This is a genomic window from Paenimyroides tangerinum (genome assembly GCF_003865405.1).
GTDB lineage: Bacteria > Bacteroidota > Bacteroidia > Flavobacteriales > Flavobacteriaceae > Flavobacterium > Flavobacterium tangerinum.
Genome location: NZ_RQVQ01000092.1, coordinates 1 through 2,998, shown reverse-complemented (window position 1 = coordinate 2,998; position 2,998 = coordinate 1). Strand labels below are relative to the sequence as shown.

Annotated in this window: 3 protein-coding genes; all 3 read left to right on the top strand. The window is 34.2% G+C overall.

Translation table 11 applies throughout. From position 1 onward, the window contains the following. The first annotated feature begins 514 nt into the window (after nt 1-514). The 3 genes from rfbC (at nt 515) to rfbD (ending at nt 2,439) form a co-directional block, all read left to right on the top strand. The gene (gene rfbC / locus EG240_RS16240; RefSeq protein WP_125020375.1) at nt 515-1,060 is read left to right on the top strand and encodes a dTDP-4-dehydrorhamnose 3,5-epimerase; all 546 of its coding nucleotides are present in this window, start codon (nt 515-517) and stop codon (nt 1,058-1,060) included. Between the two features lie 80 nt (nt 1,061-1,140). Then, on the top strand, nt 1,141-1,491 hold the full coding sequence (locus tag EG240_RS16235; protein WP_125020374.1) for a four helix bundle protein: 351 nt from the start codon (nt 1,141-1,143) through the stop codon (nt 1,489-1,491). Nucleotides 1,492-1,590: 99 nt separating this feature from the next. Further along, nucleotides 1,591-2,439, top strand: coding sequence for a dTDP-4-dehydrorhamnose reductase (rfbD, locus tag EG240_RS16230; protein WP_125020373.1), 849 nt, complete (start codon nt 1,591-1,593; stop codon nt 2,437-2,439). Nucleotides 2,440-2,998: the final 559 nt, after the last annotated feature.

The window sequence follows — 2,998 nt, the reverse complement described above, 5'->3', positions numbered from 1 at the left end:
GAGAATAGAGAAAAGAGAATAGAGAAAAGAGAATAGAGAAAAGAGAATAGAGAAAAGAGAATAAGGAATAGGGAACGCCGTTACTTGGTCACTACGTCACTGCGTCACTTGGTCACTCCGTCACTGAATCACTCGGTCACTGAATCACTCGGTCACTGAATCACTCGGTCACTGAATCACTCGGTCACTCGGTTACTTCGTTACTGAATCACTCGGTCACTCCGTCACTCCGTCACTTGGTCACTGCGTCACTTGGTCACTGCGTCACTTGGTCACTTGGTCACTGCGTCACTTGGTCACTGCGTCACTCCGTCACTCCGTCACTTGGTCACTCCGTCACTTGGTAACTCCGTCACTGAATCACTCGGTCACTGAATCACTCGGTCACTGAATCACTCGGTCACTGAATCACTCGGTCACTGAATCACTCGGTCACTTGGTCACTCCGTCACTCCGTCGCTCCGTCGCTTGGTCACTCCGTCACTCGGTCACCTCGTCACTAAAAAAAAAAACAATGAAAGTAAAAGAAACAAAACTAAAAGGCTGTTATATATTAGAACCAAGTATATTCGAAGATGAACGTGGATATTTCTATGAGTCATATAATGAGAATAAATTGGCAGAAATAATAGGATATAAACCAAATTTCGTTCAAGATAATGAATCAAAATCGACTTACGGAGTGATTCGTGGTTTACACATGCAATCAGGTGAATTTGCACAAGCAAAATTAGTTCGTGTACTTGAAGGAAAAGTTATTGATGTAGCGGTTGATGTACGTCCAGGTTCAGAAACGTTCGGTCAACATGTAGCAATTGAACTATCTGCTGAGAATAAACGTCAATTATTTATTCCAAGAGGTTTTTTACATGGCTTTTCTGTACTATCAGAAACGGCTATATTCTTCTATAAGTGTGATAATTTTTACAATAAAGAATCTGAACGTGGTGTTTTGTATAACTCATCGGAACTGAATATCGATTGGGGAATACCATTAGGAAAAGAAATTATTTCTTCAAAAGATATCGAATTACCAAGTTTTAATGAGGTTTCGAATTAAAGAATGGAGTTGTTTGAATACTCGAGATTTATGGAACGGATTCTAATTTAAAAGCCGTAGTTTTATAAAAAGTATCCATAATGAAAAGTCATAGAGATTTATTTGTTTATCAAAGAGCTATGTTGTACGTAAAGACGATTTATGAATTTACAACTCATTTACCAGTCGAAGAACGTTTTGGATTAACCAGTCAATTACGTAGAGCAGCAGTTTCTGTACCTAGTAACATAGCCGAAGGCGCAACAAGACAACATAATAAAGAATTTATTCAGTTTTTGTATATCGCTTTGAGCTCTTTGTCTGAAATAGAAACTCAAATTGAATTGACCGCATTGCTAGGATTTGTATCTCAAAATGATATTTCTAAAATATTAGATGAGAACGCAACTATTAGAAGGATGCTCTTAAAACTGATTCAAAGTAAAAAGTAAAAAAGGAATTCCCATTTCCCAATTCCCCAATCATTCACTTCGTCACTTCGTCACTCCGTCACTTCGTCACTTCGTCACTTCGTCACTAAAAAAAAAACAATGAAAACACTAATAACAGGTTCAAACGGACAATTAGGTCAATGTATTAAAGAAATCTCAGAGCAATATCCAACTATAGATTTTGTATTTGTTTCTAGAAAAGAATTGGATATTACGAAAGAGTTAGATGTAAAAGCTTATTTCGAGAGTAATAAATTTGATTTTGTAATTAACTGTGCAGCTTATACAGCAGTCGATAAAGCAGAAAGTGATATTGAAAATGCTCGATTAGTAAATGCAACTGCAACCAAATATTTAGCTCAGTCAAGTGCAAAGCAAAACATTCCGTTCATACATATTTCTACAGATTATGTTTTTGATGGTATGATTTCCGAACCTCGAAAAGAAACAGATGAGGTAAATCCAATTAATATTTACGGACAAACCAAATTAGAAGGCGAGGAGTTAGCTTTAGCTATTAATCCAAGAACGATTATTATCAGAACTTCATGGGTATATTCTAATTATGGAAATAATTTTGTAAAAACAATGTTACGTTTATTTCAAGAAAGAAAGGAATTAAATGTGATAAACGATCAAATCGGTTCACCAACAAACGCGTTGGATCTAGCAGAAGCTTTAATTCAGATTGTTTTATCTAAAAAAATAACTTACGGAATTTTTAATTATTCCAACGAAGGAAAATGCTCATGGTTTGATTTTGCTTTGAAAATTAAAGAACAATCAAATTCAAATATTACGATAAATCCAATTCCTACAACGGCTTATCCAACTCCAGCAAAAAGACCAATTTTCTCTTTATTAGATAAATCGAAAATAAAAACAACATATCAGATTTCTGTTCCAGATTGGGAAAATAGTTTAGAACGTATGATGAATCAGAATTGAATTTGTAAATGAGATAATTTGAAGATTTGAAAATTGAATGTTCTGATTGTAAAATTTAAGGTTCAATGTTTAAAGTACGAAATAGTATATCCAGAAGAAACAAAGCAAATCTGCACCCGAGGACAAAGTCCGAACGGAACGAAGTTAAATCCGCAATTTAGGAATGGAGAATTGAATTTGTAAATGAGATAATTTGAAGATTTGAAAACGGAATGATCTGATTGTAAAGTTTAATGTTTAAAGTTCAAAATAGAATATCCAGTAGAAACAAAGCGAATCCACGAATCAGCAATTTAGGAATGGAGAATTGAATTTGTAAATGAGATAATTTGAAGATTTGAAAATTTGAAAATGATATTCCGATTTAGAACTCAGCTTGCAGCATATAGCTTAAAGCCAAATAATGAATATTTAATTTGGAAATGAAATCAATATTCAGCAGAATCGAAACCCGACATCAAATAGGGAATTGGGAATAGGAAAATAGTAAATAGAATACTAAATATATTCGGTAGAACAAATTAAATAAACGGACTAAAAAAAGAATTTACAACCTATT

What these genes read in the sequence shown, in the direction of transcription:
- rfbC (WP_125020375.1), top strand. Translation starts at nt 515, where the DNA reads ATGAAAGTAAAAGAAACAAAACTAAAAGGCTGTTATATATTAGAACCA.
- rfbD (WP_125020373.1), top strand. Translation starts at nt 1,591, where the DNA reads ATGAAAACACTAATAACAGGTTCAAACGGACAATTAGGTCAATGTATT.
- EG240_RS16235 (WP_125020374.1), top strand. Translation starts at nt 1,141, where the DNA reads ATGAAAAGTCATAGAGATTTATTTGTTTATCAAAGAGCTATGTTGTAC.